The organism is Rhizobium leguminosarum bv. viciae USDA 2370 (assembly GCF_002008365.1).
Classification (GTDB): domain Bacteria; phylum Pseudomonadota; class Alphaproteobacteria; order Rhizobiales; family Rhizobiaceae; genus Rhizobium; species Rhizobium leguminosarum.
In genome coordinates this window covers 348,515-369,466 of record NZ_MRDL01000046.1, presented here as the reverse complement: position 1 = coordinate 369,466, position 20,952 = coordinate 348,515, and the positions used below count along the sequence as shown (strand labels likewise).

The window sequence follows — 20,952 nt, the reverse complement described above, 5'->3', positions numbered from 1 at the left end:
GGCGGCAAGATGAGTGTTCAAAGAAGCACGGTCATCTTCGCCTGGATCCTTCTTCTTCCGGCTGTCCTTTATGTTCTGGCGATCGTCGCCTACCCGCTGGTCGATACATTCATTCTCTCCTTCACCGATGCCTCCCTCAAGAAGACCACCAATTGGGTCGGCTGGATTAATTACGAGAAGATCTTCGATGCGCGGTTTGCGGAAGTCATCATCCGCACCTTCATCTGGACGTTCTTCTCTGTCGCCTTGAAAATGGTGATCGGCACGTTCGGTGCGACCATGCTGAACGCCGCGGTGCCCGGCCGCTCATTGTTCCGGCTTTTGACCATGCCGCCATGGATCGTGCCGATGGCGATCGGCATCTTCATGTGGGGCTGGATGTATAATGGCCAGTTCGGGATGATATCGGGCATGTTGCAGCGCTTCGGTCTCGTCGACGGCCCGGTCGCCTTCCTCGCCTATGGAAGCACGGCCTTCTGGGCCACGATCATCACCGACGTGTGGATCGGCGTGCCGCTGGTGACGATCTACTTCCTGGCGGCGATCCAATCGATTCCGAAGGATCTCTACGAGGCCGCCTGGACCGACGGCGCCGGTCGTTGGTATCGCTTCCGCCGCATCACGCTGCCTCTGATGGTTCCGGCGATCATCACCATGTCGATGCTCTCGCTGATCGCCACCTTCAACTCCTTCGACATCATCTGGATTCTGACTCAGGGCGGACCGAGCGGCGAGACGACGACGATGATCATCGATACCTATCAGACCGCGATCGGCTCGAAGAAATACGGTGAAGGTGCAGCGCGCGCCGTTTTGATCTGCATCTTCCTGTCGCTCTTCTGCTTCGCCTATTTCCGCGTTACCCGCCGCCTCAATCCGGAGAAGCGCGCATGAGCAATGCAGCCATGATCGACCGTTATCGCTGGTGGGAAATCATTCTGATTTATTGCGGCATCGCGGTGTTTCTTTTCTTCGTGCTGTCGCCCTTCGTTGAAGGTTTCCTGGTTTCACTGAAGCCGCTCAGCCAGCTCTTCTCCTCGCCCTACCGCTTCTGGCCGGAGAACGGCTCGTTCGAAGCCTATCGGACGATGTGGATCAGCGTGCCGGGTTTCGGTCGCTATATCTTCAATTCTTTCTTCATCTCGATCATCGTCACGCTGATCGTGCTTTGCCTCGTCATTCCGGCCGCCTATGCTTTCGCGAAGTTCGAATTCAAGGGCATGGGGATCCTGCTCGGCGCATTCCTGACCGTGAACATGTTCTCCGGCGCCGTGCTGTTGATCCCGCTCTTCCGGCTGATGCGCAGCATGGGTGTGCTCAACACCTATCTCGCGATGATCGTGCCGGGCGTCGCCTTCCTGATTCCTTCGGCGATCTGGCTGCTGCGCACCTACATGATCCGTATTCCGCAGGAGCTGAACGAAGCGGCCTATATGGATGGCGCCAGCCATTTCTACACGCTTCGCCGTGTCATCCTGCCCATCGCGATGCCGGGGATTATCGTCGTCGCCATAACCACCTTCATCGGCGCTTACGCCCAGCAATTCATCTTCGCGCTGACGTTCAACTCGAAGACCGAATACATGCCCTTGCCGGTGGGGCTCTTTGCTTACTTCGGCAAGCAGGAGGTCATCTGGAACGAACTGATGGCGGCTTCCTTCGTCGGTATCGCGCCGGCGATGGTCGTTATCTTCTTCCTTCAGCGCTACCTTGTCGGCGGGCTGACCGCCGGTGCGGTGAAACAATAAGACCAAAAAACGAGTGAACAGCTAACACAAGAATGGGAGTCACGACGTGAGCATTACCATCAAGACAGGCCTTATGGGGCTCGCTTTGCTCGGTTCGACGGCACTGACCACAGTCACTGTCCAGGCGGCCGACAAGGAAATCAGCTGGATCTATTGCGGCGACACGATCGACCCGGTCCACACCAAATACATCAAGCAGTGGGAAGAAAAGAACACAGGCTGGAAGATCGCCCCCGAGGTCGTCGGATGGGCGCAGTGCCAGGACAAGGCAACGACGCTCGCCGCCGCCGGCACGCCGGTGGCGATGGCCTATGTCGGTTCGCGCACGCTGAAGGAGTTCGCGCAGAACGACCTCATCGTTCCGGTGCCGATGACGGACGACGAGAAGAAGACCTACTATCCGCACATCGTCGACACGGTCACCTTCGAGGGCTCGCAGTGGGGCGTTCCGATCGCCTTCTCTACCAAGGCGCTCTATTGGAACAAGGATCTGTTCAAGCAGGCCGGCCTCGATCCCGAGACGCCTCCGAAGACCTGGGCTGAAGAAATCGAGATGGCAAAGACCATCAAGGAAAAGACCGGCATTCCGGGCTTTGGTCTCTCCGCCAAGACCTTCGACAATACGATGCACCAGTTCATGCATTGGGTTTACACCAACAACGGTGCGGTGATCGATGCCGACGGCAAGGTCACGCTGGACAGCCCTGAGATTCTTGCTGCGCTGAAGGCCTACAAGGATATCGTTCCCTACTCCGAAGAAGGCCCGACGGCCTACGAGCAGAACGAAGTCCGCGCCATCTTCCTCGACGGCAAGGTCGCGATGATCCAGGCCGGCTCGGGCGCGGCCGACCGCCTGAAGAAGACGAAGATCAGCTGGGGCATCACGACACTGCCGCTCGGTCCCGACGCCAAAGGCCCCGGCACGCTGCTGATCACCGACAGCCTGGCGATCTTCAAGGGTTCAGGGGTGGAGGACAAGGCGACGGAATTTGCCAAGTTCATCACCTCGCCCGATGTGCAGTCCGAATACGAACTGCAGGGCGGCGCCGGCCTCACTCCCCTGCGTCCGTCCGCAAAGGTCGACGAGTTCGTCGCCAAGGATCCTTACTGGAAGCCCTTGATCGACGGCATCAGCTATGGTGGTCCCGAGCCGCTCTTCACCGACTATAAGGGCTTCCAGAACTCGATGATCGAGATGATCCAGTCCGTGGTGACGGGTAAGGCCGAGCCTGAAGCGGCGCTCAAGAAGGCTGCTGGCGAAGTCGAGGCGTTCAAGTAAGCTTTTGGGCACCTTGGGATCGCGGACGGCAACAGCCCGCGATCCCTCCCCTACAGCGCCGCGCGTCTTTTCGAGAGCCGCAAGGGAACGCTGTAACACTTTGAATTGCTGCATAGTTTTATCTCTAAATCGAATCCGATTTAAGGAATATGCAGGAACGATGATCGAATGTGCGACGAAGGCCGCCGGTGGAGACAGATTTTTGGGACAGCTCTTTCTCAACAAAGTTCAGAAGTTCTATGGCGACTACGAAGTTTTGAAGGGCGTGCAGCTCGATGTGAGGAACGGCGAGTTCGTCGTCTTCGTCGGCCCGTCAGGCTGCGGCAAGTCCACCCTGCTGCGCATGATCGCCGGTCTCGACGCGACGAGCGCGGGCGACATCGTCATCGATGGTATCAGGGTCAATGACCTGCCGCCGGTCAAGCGCGGCATCGCCATGGTGTTCCAGTCCTACGCGCTCTACCCGCACATGACAGTCTTCGAGAACATCGCCTTTCCGCTTCGCGTCGAAAAGATGGAGGAGGAAAAGCTCAAGGCCAAGGTGGAAAATGCAGCGCGCATCCTTCACCTCGAACAACGGCTGCAGCAGAAACCCGGCATGTTGTCCGGTGGCCAGCGCCAACGCGTGGCGATCGGCCGCGCCATCGTGCGCGAACCGAAGATATTCCTGTTCGACGAGCCGCTCTCCAACCTCGACGCAGCACTTCGCGCCGACATGCGCATCGAGCTTGCCAAGCTGCACAGGCAGTTGAAGGCGACGATGATCTATGTGACGCACGACCAGGTCGAGGCGATGACTATGGCCGACCGTATCGTCGTGCTGGATTCCGGCGATATCTCCCAGACGGGGGCGCCGCTGGAGCTTTATCACAAGCCCGCAAACCAGTTCGTCGCCGGCTTTATCGGCAATCCGAAAATGAATTTTCTTCCCGTGACCTGCAAAAGCGTCAGCGCCAATGGCGTCGAGGTGGAGTATCAGGGCCAGACAGCCCTGTTGCCGGTGACGCCGCGCGATGGCATGACCGGTAAGGCTTTGACGCTCGGCATCCGGCCGGAGCATATCCAGCTCGGCGGCGGCGATATCGTCTTTACCGTGACGCCGACGGTCATCGAGCGCCTCGGGGCCAATACTGTCGCTTACGCCTCGCTCAACGGCGAGGCCGAGAATTTCTGCGCCATGCTGCCCGGCAGCGTCGGCATCCGCGCGGACGCGCCGGTTGCGACCGGCATCAATGCCGTCGATTGCCACCTGTTCGACGAGGCGGGCGTGGCCTTCGAGCGACGCGTGGAACTCACCGAAATCGATATGAACGTGATCAATCCGACGGCGGCCTGAACCGACTGGTTCTGTGTCGGCGGTTTGTCCTGCAGGGTCGAGTCCAGGGGCGATGAGACGCGAGGCAATTACGGCTGCCGGCCGGCAGATATTACCCAGCCGGGGAATTTCACGAATCCCTATGTGCAGACGTTCCCCGGGGCGAGTCTCCCGACCCGCGCTACTCGCCTATGCTGGAAAGCAATTCGTCGAGCTGCTCCAGCTGCTCCGGCAATGCGGCCGCCGAGCCCTGTAGTGCTTCCTCAAGCGCCTCCTTGGACGGATAGACCTCGTGGAAATTCAGTAGTGTCCTTCCGCCTTGGTCCTCGAAGGTCACGGTCGTGATCGCGCCCTCTTCGCCCTCGTCGTTGGTCCAGACGATGCGCTCGTTCGGCACCACCTCGAGATACTTGCCATAGAAGGCCATGGTGTCCGAACCGCCGGAGCCGAATTCCAGCCGATATTTGCCGCCGGTACGGACGTCCATATCGCACGATACGAGCGAAACGCCGGATACCGATTTTGGCACCCACCAACGTTGGAACAGCTCGGGCTGGCTCCACGCCCTGTAAACCGTGCTCGGCGGCGCATTGAATGTCCGCGTTACGACGAGTTCGCGATCCCCTCTGCGCTCGACTGACGTGCGGTTCTGCGCACCACCTGCAATGTTAACTTGAGTCATCGCTTCCCTCCCGTTTCATTTCTCTGATGATTTCGTCCAATGCTTTGAAGCGGGCTTCGAAGAGCTTGCGATGCGCCTCGATCCATTCGGCCTCCGCCTTGAGGCCGCGTTTCCCGAGCTTGCAGGTTCTCACCCGTCCGACCTTCTGTGTGACGACGAGCCCCGCCCGCTCGAGAACCTGGATGTGCTTCTTCATGCCGGTCAGCGTCATCTGGAACTTATCCGCGAGACTGGTAATCGACGCGTCCCCTCGCCCAAGCTGATCGATGATCCCGCGGCGGGTCGCATCGGATAGCGCCGCAAACGAGAGATCGAGGGGAGGACTTAGATACTGAACCATCTAGTTCAGTATCTAACCTACTCGCGCAGGTAGCGCAAGCGTCCCGAACTTTTCATGCCGTGTACCGGTCATCCGAGATTATGCACCGCGGCGGCAGCAGCAATAAATCGTCTGCTGCGGGTCAAAAGCGGACCTTCGAGCCGCCTGCTCTCCGAAAGCGGTCCGCCTGCTAACGACTCCAAAGCGGACACTCGTCCGTTGAGTCTATGTCCGCCATAGGCGCAACGAGGTCACCCGCCGCGCGCACGTGTTCTGATACTCGTTGCTAATACCGATACCTTCGGCGATCAGGGCCACTTCACCCTCAACCGGAACCGGCTCCTACCAGACGAGGCCGCGGGCCGCGACCTCTTCGACGCGGGTGACGATGCCGCCCCGGTGGAAGACCATCGTATCGAACAGGTTGGACACCACGCAGGTGTGGTTCGGGATGATGAAGAGCTTCTCGCCGATCTGTGGTCGGGGGCCGGCGCAGTTCGAAAGGTCGATGACGCCATGCTCTTCCGAGAGGCTGCTGATCCGCGCTTGGGGATAACCGACGATCAATCCGTAATCGCTAAAACCCTGAAGATCCGATGTCAGAGCCTTCGAGCCGGCATCGATAACGGCGCGGTCGGCGTTTGGCCGCGACACGACGGTTGCCAGCACATGCATGGCGCAATCGTCCTCGGTGCAATGGCCCATGCGCACCATCTGGCGATCGTTGTAGATATAGGTGCCGGCGCGGTGTTCCGTGGCCGAGGTGACGAGATGCGCCTCGAAGAGGCTCGGCGTTCCGCCATTGCTGACGATCGGGCAGTCAATGCCTTCCGATGTCAGCTGTCGCAGCGTTTCGGCGATGAAGGCTTCCACGGCGGCCGCCGATTGCGGCTTCGGGTAGGTCACGATGCCGCCAAACTCCAGACCGTCGGCCGCGGCAATCCGCTTGGCGAGCGAGGCCGCTTCTCCTGATGTCTGCACGCCGCAGCGGCCGCCGCCCGTATCGCATTCGACCAGGACTGTAAGCGGCTTGTGGCCGGAGAAATGCGCTGCGAGCCCGTCGACCGTCACTTCGCTGTCGGCGACGACCTTGAGGGCCGAAATTCTCTCGTTCAACTTGGCCAGGCGCTCGAGCTTCTGCGGTCCGAGGATGTTGAAGGTGATGAGGATGTCCTCGAAGCCGGCTGCGGCAAAGACTTCGGCTTCCGTCACCTTCTGGCAATTGATGCCCTTGGCACCGGCGGCAACCTGCGCGACGGCCAGGGCCGGGATCTTGTGGGTCTTGATATGCGGGCGAAAATTCAGCCCGTGCTGATCCATATAGGATTGAACGCGGCTTATGTTCGCTGCCAGCCGGTCTTCGTCGATCACAGGACGCGGCGTCGAGAGATCGGCGATCCTGTCTCCTGCCTTGGCGACGACGGCAAACCTGGCATCAGGCATCTAGGCGGCTCCGCGTTCTGTTCCATGTGGATCGGCGACGATCGGCCATATGGTCTTCGGTGCCCGCTGGTACGGCGTCGTCGCCGGATTATTGGGATAGGGCGTTCCGGCAGAGCAGTAAAGGATTTCCGCCGCAATCTTCGAGAAGGAGGCGAAGAAGTGGTTGGTGGATTTGATCACCAGGATCTTCTGCCTGGCGGGATCGATACCCATCACCGAAAACAGGCTCGGGTCGAAGCTTTGGGCGCGAGTCGAATTGAGGATGATGTCGATGCCGTTGAGGACGATATGTGCGGCATCGCCGAAAGGTGCGAGGCTCTCGCCGAACTGCATCTCGGCATTGTTCACCAGCTTGACGACCTTCACGGTGCCGTCGATGGGGTTGCCAGTGCCGGGCGCCGACTTGGCGCCGAAGCGCAGCGGAATTTCTGCCCCCTCGCCCGCTGCAAAACAAATCTGGACGGCGACCGGATCCCAGATGGTGCCAATCGCAGCACTGGTGACGCCGCGGGCCATGAGCTCCCCGAGAATGACAGTCGCATCGCCTGCCGTGCCGCCGCCCGGATTATCCCAGACGTCGGTAATGACAACAGGCCATGCGGTGGCGGTCATCGCGCGTGAGACGGCTTCCTTCTCGTCGATCTGCGGGACCATGAAGGTGCCGCGCTTCGAAAACAGCTCGAGGCCGAGTTCGCGCGCCAAAGCCGCGCCCTTTTCCGGCTTATTGTCAGTCACGACAAGCAGCTTCGTTCCCATTTCAGGAACGTCGCCCACCATGAAGCCGTGGACCACGGAGATCGACAGGACGTCCGGATCATCCTTCTCGATCTGCATGATCTTGTCGACGAAGGAGCGCATGGGCTCGCGCGATGTCGGGAAGACGTCGATCATCTTGCAGTCGAACACCGACATAACAGGCTTGATCCGGCCTTCGAGCGTTTCGACCGCGATGCGCCAGAGGTCCTCGGCGCGGTCGACGAAGTCGGTGTGCGGAAACTCCTTGAAATAGACCGCGAAATCGAGTGCAGCGACCCGTTTTGCCGTGAGATGGCTGTGCGGATCGAGTTCGGCGCAGATGAGCACATCAGGCCCGACGATCTGGCGGATGCGCGAGAGAAGATCGCCTTCCGTATCCTCGTATCCGGCCGCCACCATGGCGCCGTGCAGGCCCATGACAACCGCGTCGACAGGCATTGCCGCGCGGAGTTGACCGAGAATTTCGTCACGCAATTCCTCGTAGGTCGTCCGGTTGACGAGGCCTGCGGGGTCGGCCCAGGTGGCGGTTCCTTCGATCAGCTCCCAACCCTTTTCAGCAGTGACGCGCCTTCCGACGGTGATCGGCGCGGTGCAGAGTGTCGGTGTTTCGGGATGTTGGCCGGGCGGGGCATAAAGCGACGCTTCGAATGCGCGACGATCCACGCAGATCGGGGAAAAGGTGTTGGTCTCGGTCGCCAGTGCTGCCGTGAAAATGCGCAAGAAAGTGGCCTTCGTGTTGTCGGCCCTGCGTCAACCCATCGGGTTCGGCAGGTAGCCGGTGAAACCTGAGATTTTCCAGCGTCCTTGGTGAAGCCTGCAATAATAGAGCGTCTGCCATTGCATGACGTCTCGGGTGCCGTCAGGCTTGGAAATGCCGCCGTCGAATTTCTTGCGGACGAGCGCCGTGTCGCCTTCGATTTCGATATCTTCCAGCGTCGTCGTGGTGAAGATCGCCGTGCGCGCATCTTCCGCGAAACTCTGTTGGGCGAAATCCTGCGCCTGCCTCAGCCATTCCTGGCGATAGGCAGACAGCGTCGGAAATGCGAGGCGCCACTTGTCGGGGCTGACTTCCTTTCGGCCATCGATGCCGATGAAGCCCTCTTCCACGAAATCACCAGCCACCATCGACCAATCGGCGGCGAGAAAGGCATCGATATCGCGCGGAACGAGCATTTCCCAGATGGCATGCCGGGCACTGTCGGAGGGGAAAGGGTTCTTGAAAGGATCGCGCATATCTGCCCCGGATTGAAATTCTTTTCATAAATCGCGTTTTTCACTGGTCAAATTCTGCTTTCTATGGTCATTTGTCAACTTATCAAGAAAATAATTTGCAAGGACTTCAGCATGCCCATCAAGCGCTATGGCACTGTTCAAACGGGCGCCGGCGGCAAGGCGCTGCCTTTCGCGCGTGCGGTCGAAGCCGACGGATGGCTGTATGTTTCCGGGCAGGTTGCGATGGAAGATGGCGAAATCATCGACGGCAACATCGTTGCCCAGACCCACAAGACGATTGCCAATGTTCTGGCGATCCTCGATGAGGCCGGATACGGCGTCGAGGACATCGTGCGCGTCGGCGTCTGGCTCGACGATCCGCGCGACTTCTGGACCTTCAATAAGATCTATCAGGAGTATTTCGGCGAACATCCACCGGCGCGCGCCTGTGTGCAATCGTCGATGATGGTTGATTGCAAGGTTGAGATCGACTGCGTGGCCTATAAGAAGAAGGGTAAATAGAGAACCATTGGGGGGGACGGGCTTGGATATCTTTTCAACGCTGCAGGAAGACAAGAGCAGGCTCTCTCCCTCCGAGAGCCGCATCGCGGAGATCATCGTCAACGATTTCGAGTTTGCCGTGAACGCCTCGATCATCGAGCTCGCGGAACGGGCGGAGGTTTCGCCGCCGACCGTCACCCGCTTTTGCCGGCGGCTCGGTTGCGAGAGCTTTTCCGACTTCAAGGTGCAGCTCGCCCGGACCGCCCATATCGGCGTTCGCTATCTGAAACCGGAATCGAAAAGCACCGATCCGGCCGATGTCGCCCAGGACATCATCACCAAGGCCCAGAACGCGCTCTTTCTCCTGCATCGCTCGCTCGATCTTGCGGCGATCGAAGCCGCCGTTTCGCATATCGCCAAGGCCGATATGATCTATGCGTTCGGGTCGGGCGGCAATTCGTCGATGATCGCCGACGAGCTCCAGAACCGGCTCTTCCGTCTCGGGCTTCGCATCACCGCAAGTTCCGACCACAGCATGCAGCTGATGATGGCTGCCGCGGCACGGCCGGGCGATGTCGTGATCGGCTCGTCCTTCTCGGGACGCAATACCGAGCTGGTGCGCGCCTTCGAGCTTGCCCGCCAGGCCAAGGTGAAGACGATCGCCCTGACACAGACGGCAAGCCCGGTTGCCAAGGCTGCCGAAATCGTCGTACCGATCGACCTTCCCGAGGGCAATAACATCTATCGCCCGACCTCGACGCGTATCGCCTACATCGCGACGGTCGATATCCTGTCGAGCCTCGTCGCCTACGCCGTTCAGCCCAAGGCGACGACCACGCTTCGGCGTATCAAGCAGCAGCTTGTCATTCACCGTGACGGCGACGACCGGCAATTGCTTGGAGATTGAGACCCATGAGAATCCGGTTGTGAACGGGAGCGACAGGAAATGACGCAGTCGATAGCCATCATTACAGGCGCTGCCGGCGATATCGGCGCGGCGATCGCCGCACGGCTTGCCGATGACCACGATGTCGTGTTGCTCGCCGATATCGATGCTCCGGCTGCGGCTGCCGTGGCGTCGAGGCTCGGGCCGGACAATCGCTTCGTGGCGGTCGGATGTGATGTGACCAGCGAGACGAGCATTGCGGAATTGGCAAGGCGCGCTGCGGAGGTCGGCGTGGTTCGAACCCTGGTCAACAATGCCGGTGCTGCCCGCGCGACCAGCCTGCACGAGACGACGCCCGAGATCTGGCGGGCGGACAATGCGCTCAATCTCGAGGCGGCATTTTTGTGTTTCCGCACATTCGAGCCCATGCTGAAGGCCTCGAAGGGTTCCGTCGTCAACATCGCCTCGGTCAACGGTATGCATGTCTTCGGACACCCGGCCTATAGCGTCGCCAAGGCCGGCCTTCTGCATTTCACCCGGCTGGTCGCCGTTGAATACGGCAAGTTCGGCATCCGGTCCAACGCCGTCGCACCCGGCACGGTGAAGACGCAGGCCTGGGAAGCACGCGCGGCAGCCAATCCCAACGTTTTCGAGGAAGCGCGCCGCTGGTATCCGCTGCAGCGCGTCGTCGATCCCAAAGATGTTGCCAATGCCGTGGCCTTCCTTGCCGGCCCCCAGGCCGCAGCCATCACCGGCGTCTGCCTGCCTGTCGATTGCGGCCTCACGGCCGGCCAGGCCGAGCTCGCGCGAACCTTCTCGCAATCGGAACATTACTGAAACCTAGAGCGGTTCAACTTTTCATGGAAGCGCAGAACCGCTCTAACTTTTTGTTTTTACGCAATTCCGGACGAAAAACCGCTTCGCACTTTTCCTGGAATTTCTCTAGAGGAAGACGAGAGGAGCAGGTTGTGAAGCCGGCTTACTTCTGATCGATGACCGCATGAGCCGACTTTTTCCCGACGTCTTCCGCACTCCGGCGATCCGCGCCAGCATGATCGCCATTTTCACCTTCGGAATGGCGGGGGCGATGACCGCACCTTACCGTTCGGTCGTGGGTATCCGCGAATTGGGCTTGAGCGACGGCCTCTATTCGTTCCTGAGTTTCGTCTCGGCGGCGGTGAACGTCGTCATCAGCATTCTGCTCGGCAATCTCGCCGACCGGCTTGGCGAGTACCGGTCGACGATGATCGGCGCCTGCCTGTTCGGCATCGTCGGCTACGGCATGGTCTACGCCTTTCCGACTGCGGCCATATTCGTCATCAGCGGGTTGCTGCCGCTGCCGATCTACGGGGCGCTGAACTCGCTGCTGTTTGCCAATGCGCGCGCGGCGATGCACGGCATGAACCGAAGCGACATGGTGACGGCCAACTCCGGCGTGCGCGCCATGATCTCGCTGTCCTGGGTGCTGATCCCAGGGGTAACCGGCTTGCTGCTGTCTGGCGCATCGAGCATGCTGCCAGCCTACCTTTTTGCCAGCATTTCCTGTCTGCTCTGCCAGGGGATCATCGTCTTCGCCCTGCCGAAGCGGGCGGGAACGGAGATGGCGGCGGCTCATCATCTCAGCTATCTCGGCGCGCTTCGCCAGGTGGTTTCGCCGCGCATCTCGGCGCATATTTGCGGAGTGGCGCTCATCACCAGCACGCTGCATCTCAATGACGCCCTTCTGCCATTGATTGCCACTGGTGCTGCACATGGCAGGCTGAGTGACGTCGGCATTCTCGTTGGCATCGTCGCATTGCTGGAAGTCGTCTTCATCATCGTCTGGTCGCGAATCGCGCGGAAGGCCGGCCAGATGACGGCGCTTGCCGCTGGTACCATCATCTATGCCGTGTTCCTCAGCCTGCTCGGCTTTGCCTCCGAGCCGTGGCACCTCTATGCGCTCACCTTGCTTGCAGGCATGGGAGCGTCGGCGATCATCAGCATTCCGATCACCTATCTGCAGGATCTGATCTCCGACCGGCCGGGGCTCGGCAGTGCACTGATCTCCGTCAATATCTTTGCCAGCGCCGGGATCGGCGCGCTGGTCTTTGCCACCGGCACCTACGTGACAGGTTATTCGGGAACCGCGATCCTGAGCGCCGTCACCGGATTGGCGGGGATAGCGATCATCGGCCTCCTGCATAGAGGCAAAGCCCGCTAAAGCGCGTCGCGATCTTTCAGATTCGCTTGTCGCGCTTTGGGTCTTTATTGTTACGCATGTCGTTGTCGCAAAACCGCGGCACAGTTTTGCGCGACATGCTTAGTCCAGGGACGTGACGAAGAATGTGGCTTTCATCGGTGTTCGTCTTGTGACAAGGGTGACGCACCATTTCTTTGAAGGCGACATGAAGGCAATTTCCGGCACGAATCTCGAGCAGGCCAAGTCTCACAACCGGCGTGTGGTGATTGAGGCTGTCCGCACGAACGGTCCCTTGTCGCGCGCAGCGATCGCCCGGATGACGGCGCTGACTGCCCAGACCGTGTCGAATATCGTCGAGGAACTGGAGAGATCGCACCTTCTTGTCCCGTCCGAGGCGCAGAAGCTGGCGCGCGGCCAGCCGATCATTCCCTACACCATCAATCCGCGCGGTGCCTATTCGATCGGCCTCGAACTTGGCCGCCAGCGCGCCAGCGGGGTCCTGACGGATCTCTCCGGCGCGGTTTGCGCCCGCATCGAGCGCCATGTCGAACATCCAGATCCGCAACGTGCCATGCCGGCTCTTCAGTCCATCGTCGAGGATCTTCAGCAGGCCTTCGTTTTCGATCGGAACCGGCTGCTCGGCGTCGGGATGGCCCTGCCCGGCCGCTATGCCGATGGCGGCACCACCTCTCTCAGCCCGTTGAACCTGCCCGGCTGGCAGGGTTTTCCTGTCGGGCATGAGCTGGAACAGCGGGTTAAGGTGCCGGTGCTCGTCGAAAACGATGCGACGGCAGCAGCGATCGGCGAGCGTCTTCACGGCGTCGCCCGCGGTTTGGGCAGCTTCGTCTATCTCTTCCTCGCCGGCGGAGGCGGCATCGGCGCCGGAATGTTCCTCGATGGTCACCTCTACAAGGGTAGCCGCAACAATGCCGGTGAGATCGGCCATATCATCGTCGAACCGCAAGGCAAGCTCTGCAGCTGCGGTAAGCGCGGCTGTCTGGATCGCTACATCTCGTTGACGGTCGCCTACGAATTCATGGGCATTGCCAACGCCGAGGAGCTTTCGCCCGATGATCTCGATGCGCTGATCGCCAAGGGCGGCGAAGGTCTCGACGCCTGGCTGGATCAGGCCGTCCAGCCGCTGCGGCAGACCGTCGACTTTCTGGAACTGGCCTTCGATCCGCAGACCATCGTGCTTGGAGGCAGCATTTCGACATCGCTGATGCTTCGGCTTGCCGAGCGGCTGGAGCCGCTGCACACCCCGATCGACCCCAACCAGAAGCGGACATTGCCCCGCGTCATGATCGGCATGACCGGCAAGGATACGGCGATCCTCGGCGCCGCCGCCCTGCCGATCTTTTCGGAAACCAATCCGCGCTTCGACGTTCTTCAAAAGCCGCTCGGCTAGAGCAATTCCAGCAAAAGTGGGTAGCGGTTTTGCGTCCGGAATTGCGTGAAAACAAAGAGATAGAGCATTTCCGTGATTCGGAGAAAAACGGAAAGGCTCTAGTACACCTCGTCACGGGAGATTGCCGAGCCGGCCCCTCATCAGCCTGCCGGCAGCCTTGCATCTGCCTGCACCGGGCGGCGGGCTAGAGGTCGCGCAAAGATGACCACGTTCCCGAGAAGCGTCAGCGCCAGACCGATCAGGCCCAGGCCGCTCCAGTGGTAGCCCTCGAAAACCGTCGACAACGACAGGGCGACGATCGGGAACAGGACGGTGGCATAGGCAGCGCGTGAGGAGCCGATCCGGGACACCAGCATGAGGTAGGTGGTGAAGCCGACCACCGATCCGATCGCCGCGAGATAGAGCAGGGCGGCAAGATAGGTGATGTTGGGCGGCGCCACGATCGGCGTTTGCGTCACGGCAATCAGGAACAGGAGGACGACCGCGCCATAGGTCATGCCCCAGGCATTGGCGATCAGCGGTGAGATTCCGGCCGCGCTGTTTCGACGCGATGCCATATTGCCCAGCGAGAAGAACAGCGTGCCAAGCGCTGCGAGCCCGATCCCTTTCAACGTGCCCATATCGAAATTGACGACAACGTCTTGTCCGAAAAGCAGGAGAAGGCCGGTTGCTCCGAGCGCCGCTGCGAGAAGCGTGCGGCCTGTAATGCGGTCGCCGAAGAAGAGGCGCGCATTGACGGCATTGTAGATCGTTGCGAGTGAGAAGATCACGGAGATTAGCCCGGACGGGATAGAGGCGGCGGCGTTGTAGAAACAGATGAAATTGAGGCTGAACAGGCAGAGCGCCTGCGCAAGGATGAAAGGTTGATCGCGCAAGGCAGGGAGCTTGAGCCGCCGCATGCCAGCCAGGATGGCGACGAGGATCACTGCTGCGACCGCAAATCTGTAAAAGACCGAGACCAAGACCGGCACGGGACCGACCTGCATCGCAATGGCGATCCAGGTCGTCCCCCATATGAGGACGGTTGCGATGAAGAGAGCGGCATTTGCCATGGAGTGATCCTCGTTTTCCCGACCATTAGGCGAACCGTGAGCAGGCCTCTTGCAGATTCTTGCTATCAAATCGATTTGCCCGGACTTCCGGCTCGCCATGCGGGTCGTCCGCCGGTATTGTTCGCGCGGCATGGTCAGGTGTGGGGAAGAATTGGTGAAATATAGTCACCCCTCGGTTTTCGGGTTTTTGTCAGCATCTCCCACTGCGCGGATGTCACAGTCCATCGATTTGGGGTTCGGGCGATCAGCTGCCATCTGGAGCAATGCACACGACAGGATGAGCTATCAGCGGCCGAACGGTCATACGTTCAGTCTTTATCTCAAAGGCGGCGCCGGAACGCGTCGTCTAGATGGCAGCCCCGCCGTTCGCGGCCGTCCGGGAGTGCTGTGCATCATGCCACAGGAGCACTCGTCCGAATGGGAAATCACCGACTTCTCCCAATTCGTCCATCTGTATGTTCCCGACGACCAGATGCGGCGGATGTTTGCGGAGACGTTTGACCGCGATGCTCGGCTCATGGCTCTTCCCGAAGTGACCTTCGCAGATGCACCCGCCTTGGCGCGCACGCTTTGGCAGATGACGCAAGCGATGGTGGCGGGCGGTCATCTGCAGGCTGAAGAAGCGATGGCACAGACGATCAACGATTTCTTCGTCGATCCCCGTTACGGAGGGATGCGTCCCTGCGCGATCAGCGGCGGGCTCGCTCCTCATGTGCGGCGCCGGAGTCTGGAGTATATCGAGGCCCATCTCGGTGAGACAATCCGATTGCAGGATCTGGCGGCGATCGGGCAGCTCAGCGCCTTTCATTTTCAGCGGATGTTCCGGGCAAGTTATGGTGTGTCCCCGCATGGCTGGGTCGCTCACCGGCGGGTCGAGCGCGCCAAATCGATGTTATCAGGCATGGACCCGATCGCGCAGATCGCTTCGGCCTGCGGCTTCAGCAGCCAGAGCCACATGACACGGGCATTCAAGTTGGGCACAGGCGTCACACCCTCTGCCTATCGGCAACGACAGTGAAGAGCCCCTTCGCTCGACCGCCCTTCTCTTTTCCGAAACCAATCCGCGCTTCGACGTCCTGCAAAAGCCGCTCGGCTAAACCGAGGGCTCCTCGGCCTTCCCGGGTCTACTTCACCGCGATGACGACCTTGCCCTTAACGCGGCCTGTCTCCACATAGTCCAGCGCCTCGTTGGTCTTCTCGAATTGGAAGGCCCGGTCGATGACGGGGCGGATGGCGCCCGCCTCGATCAGCGAGGTGATCTTGCCGAGCTGCGCGCCATTTGCCGTCATGAAGAGGAAGGAATAGCCGATCCCCCGGCGTTTCGATTTCCGCCGGATGCTTAAACTCAAGAAGCGCATGACCTGCCGCAGCAGCCAGCCGAAGCCGTTTTCCCTGGCGAAATCGGGATCGGGCGGACCTGATATCGAGATCAGCTTGCCGCCGGGCTTCAGGACGGCGAGCGATTTCTCCAGCGTATCCTTGCCGAGGCTGTTCAGCACGACGTCATAGCCCTTCAGCACCTTGTCGAAGTCGTCCTTCTTGTAATCGACCACCACGTCGGCGCCGAGGCTTTTCACCAGATCGATATTTGCCGTGCTCACGGTCGTCGCCACGTGGGCGCCGAGATGTTTGGCAAGCTGGATCGCTATAGTGCCGACGCCGCCGGAGCCCGCATGGATCAGCACCCTCTGCCCCTTCTGCAGTTTGGCGCGTTCGACCAGCGCCTGCCATGCGGTCAGCGCCACAAGTGGAATGGATGCGGCTTCTTCCATGCTGAGATTGGCGGGTTTCAACGCGACATCGCCAGCGTCGATGGCGATATACTCGGCGAAGGTGCCGATGCGATCCTGGCCGGGACGCGCATAGACCGCGTCGCCGGGTTTGAACTGCCGGACATTGGCGCCCACCCGAACCACGACACCAGCGACATCATTGCCGAGCACCAATGGAAGCCGGTAAGGCAGGATCAGCTTGAACTCTCCGTCCCGGATCTTGCCATCCAGTGGGTTCACGCTGGCGGCATGGATCTCGACCATGACGTCATTCTCGCGCAGCTGCGGTTCAGGGCTCTGGCCGAACCTGAGGGCGCCGCCCTTCTTGTAGCGATCAATCAGGAATGCTTTCATGATGGCGAACTTTCGTTTTTGTGGTGCGCCGGAAATGCGGTAAGGCAGGCTCAACCGGGAAGTTTGTTGAATTTCCGGAGGCTCTTGTCGACGAAGGACTCGGGCAGGAATCGGCGGATGAAGCGGACCTGTCCTGCCGCCTTTCCGGCAGTATAGCGTCTCTTGGGCGATGGCGCATTGGCGGCCCTGACGACGGTTGCGGCGACCACCTCGGGCGCATCTCCTTTTGAGACGATCTCGCGCATCAGCTTCTCCGCAACGGCGCGCACCGCATCATAGACGGCAAGCGGCCGGTCGGGGCGCGTGATGTTCTCTTCGAACGAGGTGCGGGTGATACCAGGTTCGACGAGCACGACGCGGATGCCCTGTGTGCGCACTTCATGGTCGAGGGATTCCGAATAACCTTCGATCGCGTGTTTGGTCGCTGCGTAGAGTGCGTTGAAGGGCGCCGGGATCAGCCCAAGGATCGAGCTCAGGTTGATGATCCGGCCGTTGCGCTGCCGCCGCATCACCGGCAGTACTGCATTGGTCATGCGCATCGTGCCGAAGACGTTGACGTCGAATACGGCTTTGGCCTGCGCCGTCGTCGATTCCTCGGCGCCGCCGAGCAGGCCGATCCCGGCATTGTTGACCAGAAGATCGATCCGTCCCGTGCGCTTCAGAATCTCGTCGACGACGCTCTGCACGGATCGATCGTCGATGACGTCGCAGACCAGCATGGTGATCCCATCGGCGGTGTCGGCCATCGGCTTTCGGCTGGTGCCGAACACCCGGTAACCGTCGCGCCGCAGCGCCTTCGCCGTCACCAGCCCGATGCCGGAGGAAGCCCCGGTGACCAGGGCAATGCCGCGTTCTCTCTTGCTCATTGACGTCTGCCTTCGTTTTTGTCGTGGAATGTCTATGCGCATTCTGTTACTATCAAATCGATAGCAAGTCACTACTAAAAAGATATCGACATGAAGAATCTTTCGGAACAGCCCTGCCTGATCGCCCGTAGCCTGGCGCTCGTCGGCGATGCGTGGAGCATGCTGATCATGCGCGACGCCCATGCGGGGCTGACCCGCTTCGATGAATTTCGCAAAAGCCTCGGCATCGTCCCGACAATGCTGACGGGGCGGCTGTCATCGCTGACCGAGGAAGGATTGCTGGAAAAGCGTCGCTATTCCGAGCGTCCGCCGCGCGACGAATATGTGCTGACGGAAGCCGGCCGCGACTTTTTGCCGGTGCTGTTTGCGATCGGTGCCTGGGGCCGCAAGTACCGCGGCGGCGGCGACGTCACCCGTTTCTTCGACGCCGAAACCGGAACGGAGGTCGATCCCGTCACCATCGACCGCGCGACCGGCGCACCGATTGGAACACGTCCTATTCGTATCGCAGCACCCGAATGTCAACCGCCCGGGGCAGATGAAGCGGCCACCTGACAACTCGCCTTGAAGCCGATGTCAGTATCCCCCGCCATCACCGCCTCCGGCGATGGCAAGGGTGATCCTCAAATAAAGCCCGCGGCGCCGATCCCGAGCGCTACGACTGCTGCAGTCCGTAGAGCAGCGGCATCAGTCCTGCGAGCGCCCTGAAACGCTCCCACGACTTGGATGACGGCTTTGTCCAGCCCGTTTCGGCAAGTGCGGAAAGGCGCGGGAAGACGAGGCGGTCGAAAACGGCGCGATCCGTCATCGGCTCGGACCAGATGCAGGCCTGGATGCCGAGGAGTTTCTGTTTCTGGCTCGCCGTCCAGCCGCCGATGGGATCGAAATTGTAGAGCTTCTCGGCATCCGAAGTCCCCGCCCAGCTGGCGCCGGGCTCATCCCAGTCGGGCCTGAGCGCCATGTCGAGGTAGTAGACCTGTCCGGGGCAGACGACGATTTCGTAGCCGCGCTCGGCCAGTTCGGCCGAGACCTCGACATTGCGCCAGCTGCAGAGATAGCTCTTCGATTTGTCGATGACATCGCCATGGGCTGCCTCTTCCCAGCCGCCGGTGATGCAGCCCTTGCTCGCAAGGAAGCGCTGGACGCGGCTGAGGAACTCCGCCTGCAGGATGGCGGCACCCGAGCCGTGGATGTCGTCGGCGCCGTGGGTATTGGTCACGACGTTCAGCCGTTTGGCATGCGCATCGGCAACCTCGTTGCCGGCCGCGCTGCGCAGGCGCTCGAGCGCTTCCGGCGAGCCGGACCACGCGCCAAGCGGAACTTCGTCGGCGCCGAGATGGATGATCTTGAACGGAAAGAGTTCGATGAGCTCGGAGAGGATCGTCTCGATGATCTCATAGGTCTTCTCGCGGGCCGGATTGATGCAATTGTCGGGAAAGCCCTGAACCGAATAATAGCTGCCGACCTCGGCCGGATCGCGCAGCTCCGGTATCGCCTGCAGCATGGCGTAGCAATGGCCGGGGACATCGATCTCCGGCACGATCTCCACGCCGAAGCTCTTGCCATGGGCGACGATCTCGCGGATGGCGGCCTTGGTGTAATAGCCGCCGGTGCGGGCCGGGCTCGAACCGAGCAGCGGCGGAACGGCCAGACCGTGGCCGCGCCAGGCGCCGACCGCGGTCAGATCAGGATAGGCGTCGATCTCGACGCGCCATGCTTCGTCGTCGGAAAGGTGCCAGTGGAAGCGGTTGAGCTTGTTCCAGGCAAGCACCGCCAACAGCTTCTTGACCTCGGCGGCGCCGTAGAACTGGCGGGCGACATCGAGATGCAGCCCGCGCCAACCCATCGACGGCTCATCGACGATCTCGCCGGCGGCCGGAAACTGGAAGACCTCGGGATGCAGCCTTGCACCGCGCCAGATCTGGCCGAGCGTGACGAGACCGTAGAGGAAGCCGGTCCGGCTGCTTGCCTCGATCGTGATCACCTCACCCTCGAAGCTCAGTCGATAGGCCTCCGGCCCGAACCTGGCGGCATCCTTCAGGGCAACCGGAACCGCGCCTTCCGCCTCGCTCCGTACGATGCCCTCGACGGCAAAGAGATGCTCGACCAGCGCTGCGAAACTGCGTGCTGCCGCCTCCCCTTCAGCGCTCTGCGCCTGCGGCGCAAAACCGGCCGGCAGCGGCCGGCGGGAAGTGACCGACACATGGTTCGGCCAGGGGATGATCGACACCTGAACGGGCGCATTGATGGGAACCGGATAGATCTCGGCGCCACGCTTCAATGGTGCGTTGCTGACCGAAGATCGCGTCGGCTCGATGGTGAGCACGATCGTGCTGCCATCAGAAAGCGCGAGATAGCCGCTCGTCGCGCCGTCCGTCCAGTGGCGGAACTGCCAGCTCAACGCGTAGACCGAAATCGTCCACGTCTCGCCGGCGCCGAGAACGAAATTGGCCGGCGGCTGGAATTCGGTGAAATTCGAGAGCCGTTGTGAGACCGTCGCGCCTTCGACGCGACCCGCCGGATCGACACGGCCCGGGCCGCTCACGCAGAGGGAGAAATTCGAAAGCGGCTCGGTGCCGAGGTTCTTGAGGCGCAGGACATAGGAAAACTCCTTACCATCAGCAGGCGGATTCCAAAGGGTTTCAAGCCGCAGGGCTTTCGGTCGCGAAATGGACATGGTCACTCTTCCTTCTGAAGATCAGGTCTTGAGCATTCCGGCGTAAATGCCGGGAGCGGAATTGGGGATAGGCATGGCCCCGACGGCCTTTTCGTAAAAGGCAGAAGGGCCGACATCGCCGATGATCGCGTAGGCATAGCCCATCGCTGTCAGGTCGTTCAGGCTGGCAAAAAGCAATGCCCGGCCGATGCCGAGCCCGCGAAGGCCTTCGTCGACGCCGGTCGGTCCGAAGAAACCGCGTGCCGTCGCTTCATGGCAGGAAAAACCGACGAGCTTCTGTTCGCGCGTGGCGATGAAGCAGGTCGTCGGCTGGCGGGTCATCGCGACGGATGCCTCGCTCGCCCATCCCTCACCGAATTGTTCTGCGATCCAGCCAGTGATCAGCCGGAATTCCGGCGGCAGAGCCCGGCGGATCGTCACACCCTCGCGGGCCATTCGCTCGGGCGATTGCGTATCTTGCGGCAGGGTGGAAAGGTTTACCAGGTAGTCCACTTTGCCATCCT

21 protein-coding genes are annotated in these 20,952 nt (G+C 60.8%); 11 read left to right on the top strand and 10 right to left on the bottom strand.

Annotated features, from left to right (window positions below; all coding sequences use genetic code 11):
* Nucleotides 1-9 precede the first annotated feature (9 nt).
* The 4 genes from BS629_RS23700 (at nucleotide 10) to BS629_RS23685 (ending at nucleotide 4,363) form a co-directional block, all read left to right on the top strand.
* Nucleotides 10-894 (top strand): carbohydrate ABC transporter permease, encoded by an 885-nt coding sequence (locus BS629_RS23700; RefSeq protein ID WP_018246087.1) that lies wholly within the window; start codon nucleotides 10-12, stop codon nucleotides 892-894.
* Nucleotides 891-1,748, top strand: coding sequence for a carbohydrate ABC transporter permease (locus tag BS629_RS23695; RefSeq protein WP_018246088.1), 858 nt, complete (start codon nucleotides 891-893; stop codon nucleotides 1,746-1,748). Before BS629_RS23700 ends, BS629_RS23695 begins: the two co-directional genes overlap by 4 nt.
* 73 nt (nucleotides 1,749-1,821) lie before the next feature.
* Nucleotides 1,822-3,027: an ABC transporter substrate-binding protein gene (locus BS629_RS23690; RefSeq protein WP_018246089.1), complete on the top strand. Its 1,206-nt coding sequence runs from the start codon at nucleotides 1,822-1,824 to the stop codon at nucleotides 3,025-3,027.
* Nucleotides 3,028-3,229: 202 nt separating this feature from the next.
* The gene (locus tag BS629_RS23685) at nucleotides 3,230-4,363 is read left to right on the top strand and encodes an ABC transporter ATP-binding protein (protein ID WP_026188731.1); all 1,134 of its coding nucleotides are present in this window, start codon (nucleotides 3,230-3,232) and stop codon (nucleotides 4,361-4,363) included.
* Nucleotides 4,364-4,523: 160 nt separating this feature from the next.
* Here BS629_RS23685 and BS629_RS23680 read toward each other — a convergent pair whose 3' ends face one another.
* From BS629_RS23680 to BS629_RS23660, 5 genes are all read right to left on the bottom strand, one after another.
* Nucleotides 4,524-5,024: an SRPBCC family protein gene (locus tag BS629_RS23680; protein WP_018246091.1), complete on the bottom strand. Its 501-nt coding sequence runs from the start codon at nucleotides 5,022-5,024 to the stop codon at nucleotides 4,524-4,526.
* Nucleotides 5,011-5,364 (bottom strand): ArsR/SmtB family transcription factor, encoded by a 354-nt coding sequence (locus BS629_RS23675; protein WP_018246092.1) that lies wholly within the window; start codon nucleotides 5,362-5,364, stop codon nucleotides 5,011-5,013. The genes BS629_RS23680 and BS629_RS23675 overlap by 14 nt, the downstream gene beginning before the upstream one ends.
* A gap of 321 nt (nucleotides 5,365-5,685) precedes the next feature.
* Nucleotides 5,686-6,786 carry a D-TA family PLP-dependent enzyme gene (locus BS629_RS23670; protein ID WP_018246093.1) on the bottom strand — a complete coding sequence of 367 codons (1,101 nt, stop codon included), beginning with the start codon at nucleotides 6,784-6,786 and terminating at the stop codon, nucleotides 5,686-5,688.
* Nucleotides 6,787-8,262 (bottom strand): M81 family metallopeptidase, encoded by a 1,476-nt coding sequence (locus BS629_RS23665; protein WP_018246094.1) that lies wholly within the window; start codon nucleotides 8,260-8,262, stop codon nucleotides 6,787-6,789. It abuts the gene before it with no gap.
* A 30-nt stretch (nucleotides 8,263-8,292) separates the two neighbouring features.
* Complete coding sequence (locus tag BS629_RS23660) at nucleotides 8,293-8,775, bottom strand: hypothetical protein (RefSeq protein ID WP_018246095.1); 483 nt, start codon at nucleotides 8,773-8,775, stop codon at nucleotides 8,293-8,295.
* A gap of 111 nt (nucleotides 8,776-8,886) precedes the next feature.
* Between BS629_RS23660 and BS629_RS23655 the strand changes: the two genes are divergently transcribed.
* The 5 genes from BS629_RS23655 to BS629_RS23635 all read left to right on the top strand — a co-directional run bounded on the left by BS629_RS23655 (nucleotide 8,887) and on the right by BS629_RS23635 (nucleotide 13,728).
* Nucleotides 8,887-9,276 carry a RidA family protein gene (locus tag BS629_RS23655; RefSeq protein WP_018246096.1) on the top strand — a complete coding sequence of 130 codons (390 nt, stop codon included), beginning with the start codon at nucleotides 8,887-8,889 and terminating at the stop codon, nucleotides 9,274-9,276.
* A 22-nt stretch (nucleotides 9,277-9,298) separates the two neighbouring features.
* The gene (locus tag BS629_RS23650; protein ID WP_018246097.1) at nucleotides 9,299-10,162 is read left to right on the top strand and encodes a MurR/RpiR family transcriptional regulator; all 864 of its coding nucleotides are present in this window, start codon (nucleotides 9,299-9,301) and stop codon (nucleotides 10,160-10,162) included.
* Between the two features lie 39 nt (nucleotides 10,163-10,201).
* Nucleotides 10,202-10,978 (top strand): SDR family oxidoreductase, encoded by a 777-nt coding sequence (locus BS629_RS23645; protein ID WP_018246098.1) that lies wholly within the window; start codon nucleotides 10,202-10,204, stop codon nucleotides 10,976-10,978.
* 163 nt (nucleotides 10,979-11,141) lie between these two features.
* A complete protein-coding gene (locus tag BS629_RS23640; RefSeq protein WP_018246099.1) occupies nucleotides 11,142-12,341 on the top strand; it encodes an MFS transporter in 1,200 nt (399 codons plus the stop codon).
* 184 nt (nucleotides 12,342-12,525) lie between these two features.
* On the top strand, nucleotides 12,526-13,728 hold the full coding sequence (locus tag BS629_RS23635; RefSeq protein WP_018246100.1) for an ROK family transcriptional regulator: 1,203 nt from the start codon (nucleotides 12,526-12,528) through the stop codon (nucleotides 13,726-13,728).
* A 140-nt stretch (nucleotides 13,729-13,868) separates the two neighbouring features.
* Here the strand turns inward: BS629_RS23635 and BS629_RS23630 are convergent, their stop codons facing one another.
* Nucleotides 13,869-14,780, bottom strand: coding sequence for a DMT family transporter (locus BS629_RS23630; RefSeq protein WP_018246101.1), 912 nt, complete (start codon nucleotides 14,778-14,780; stop codon nucleotides 13,869-13,871).
* Nucleotides 14,781-14,934: 154 nt separating this feature from the next.
* Here BS629_RS23630 and BS629_RS23625 point away from each other — a divergent pair, with 154 nt between their 5' ends.
* Nucleotides 14,935-15,798, top strand: a complete 864-nt coding sequence (locus BS629_RS23625; protein WP_483414382.1) for a helix-turn-helix domain-containing protein — start codon at nucleotides 14,935-14,937, stop codon at nucleotides 15,796-15,798.
* A 106-nt stretch (nucleotides 15,799-15,904) separates the two neighbouring features.
* On the opposite strand, the gene BS629_RS23620 is transcribed toward BS629_RS23625, so the two are convergent.
* Both BS629_RS23620 and BS629_RS23615 read right to left on the bottom strand, forming a co-directional pair.
* Nucleotides 15,905-16,906 carry an NADP-dependent oxidoreductase gene (locus tag BS629_RS23620; RefSeq protein ID WP_026188732.1) on the bottom strand — a complete coding sequence of 334 codons (1,002 nt, stop codon included), beginning with the start codon at nucleotides 16,904-16,906 and terminating at the stop codon, nucleotides 15,905-15,907.
* 50 nt (nucleotides 16,907-16,956) lie between these two features.
* A complete protein-coding gene (locus BS629_RS23615) occupies nucleotides 16,957-17,772 on the bottom strand; it encodes an oxidoreductase (protein ID WP_018246104.1) in 816 nt (271 codons plus the stop codon).
* A 90-nt stretch (nucleotides 17,773-17,862) separates the two neighbouring features.
* Here BS629_RS23615 and BS629_RS23610 point away from each other — a divergent pair, with 90 nt between their 5' ends.
* Entirely contained in the window at nucleotides 17,863-18,327 is a 465-nt protein-coding gene (locus BS629_RS23610; RefSeq protein WP_018246105.1) for a winged helix-turn-helix transcriptional regulator, read from the top strand.
* Nucleotides 18,328-18,427: 100 nt separating this feature from the next.
* On the opposite strand, the gene BS629_RS23605 is transcribed toward BS629_RS23610, so the two are convergent.
* Nucleotides 18,428-20,449, bottom strand: coding sequence for a beta-N-acetylhexosaminidase (locus tag BS629_RS23605; RefSeq protein ID WP_032980956.1), 2,022 nt, complete (start codon nucleotides 20,447-20,449; stop codon nucleotides 18,428-18,430).
* A gap of 21 nt (nucleotides 20,450-20,470) precedes the next feature.
* Nucleotides 20,471-20,941, bottom strand: coding sequence for a GNAT family N-acetyltransferase (locus tag BS629_RS23600; RefSeq protein WP_018246107.1), 471 nt, complete (start codon nucleotides 20,939-20,941; stop codon nucleotides 20,471-20,473).
* Nucleotides 20,942-20,952 lie beyond the last annotated feature (11 nt).